Genomic DNA, 1,459 nt, shown 5'->3' with positions numbered 1-1,459 from the left:
TAGGAAGCAATAATTTTACTAAACTAGTTGTAATTTCAAATTTTTCCTTGATTGCATTTAACTCAGCATTCTTGGGATTTTCTTTAAGGGCTCTATTAATTAATTTTTCTAAACTATTCCTAGTATTAAAATCTTGTACTAGGTTGTAAACAATTTCAGTCAAATTGCCACCACTAGCCACCTGTGCCAGATTTTGACTGAATTGATGTCGTAGCATCATTGCTAATTTCATTTCACTAGGGAAAGCACTACACAGTGCTGACTCTATCTGCGCGAGTAGATAACCAGGGGGATTTCCAGCATTCATTGATGGTTACTTCAATACCTGTGAAAAATAGAACTTGATATTCTGACTCTAATTAAGTATCTACACTCTGATTATACCGAGTTCCGTCGTAAGGATTCAGCAGTCAGCCGTGGCACAGGCTTCGACCCTGGGAGTTAACTCAGATTAAACAAATGCTTACCTGTTGTATTCAAAAGCACCTCAAGTAGCGATGCAGCGCGTAGCGCATCAGCTGAATGCTGATAGCTGAATGCTGATAGCTGAATGCTGATAGCTTACAGACAACCATTCACCACATTGCTTCACCTTTAAGTAAATCTGTCAATAACCCTTGCTTCTCTAACCGCTCACAAATAGCACTGAAAGGACTGCCAGCGTTATAACTAGGATTCCAGCTTGGGTCACCACTATGATGCAGGGCTACTAAATTCCAGTTAATATCAAAACATGGAGAACCAGAGGAACCGGGTTCGGTATTGGTTTTATACTTAACCGTTGTACCATTCTCGTTAATAGTAATAATAGCCTCGGTGTCAAAGGCCAATTTTAAGGGTTCGGCCTGGGGATGCTGCACAATAAACAGTGGAGTATTGGGCACAAACTGATAATATGGCTGTTGGGGTAACTCAATCCACTGGCGCTTTGGAGAATTGGGATCGGGATTTTTCCCAATCGGTTCTTCCCCAGGAACTCCATCTACTCTCAGCAAGGCATAATCCAATTGCTCAGGGGTTGGTAATGGATTGTTGGTATAAGGACTTTGATCAATTAGCCAGTCATCCTCTACTAAGCGATACTCCTTACCAGGATTGATAACTTTACCATCCCCTAACTGCTTGTAGTCAAAACGCAGGATAACATTACTAGACGTTGCTTGTTTTAAAATTACCGATTCCACCACATGGTAATTAGTAATAACCACATTGGGCGCAATCAGAAAACCTGTCCCAAATTCCCGACTATTATCGTTATTCGTAACTTCGACACGACAGACTTGCCCTTCAATTTGACCTAACTTTTCCCGCCACCGATTTACGTCTAAAAAAGAATTGGGTTTCTTAATCAGTCTTTCTAATCGACCTTTTGCTAATAGCGGTTGCGGCATAGCAATCGCAAGTTTTAACTCCTGGGCAAAGGCGAATAACGCTGGGTTACCTGGATTCGATTCACGGG

General features: G+C 41.4%; 2 protein-coding genes. Both read right to left on the bottom strand.

The window, feature by feature from the left end; translation table 11 throughout:
• Nucleotides 1-232, bottom strand: a 232-nt coding sequence (locus F6K37_RS42145) for an effector-associated domain EAD1-containing protein (RefSeq protein WP_287257185.1), incomplete at its 3' end; no start/stop codon positions are given.
• A 343-nt stretch (nucleotides 233-575) separates the two neighbouring features.
• Nucleotides 576-1,459, bottom strand: an 884-nt coding sequence (locus tag F6K37_RS42140; RefSeq protein ID WP_287257184.1) for a trypsin-like serine peptidase, incomplete at its 5' end; no start/stop codon positions are given.

This window comes from Moorena sp. SIO4E2, from assembly GCF_010671945.1.
Taxonomy (GTDB): domain Bacteria; phylum Cyanobacteriota; class Cyanobacteriia; order Cyanobacteriales; family Coleofasciculaceae; genus Moorena; species Moorena producens.
This window is presented reverse-complemented; position numbering and strand designations above follow the sequence as displayed.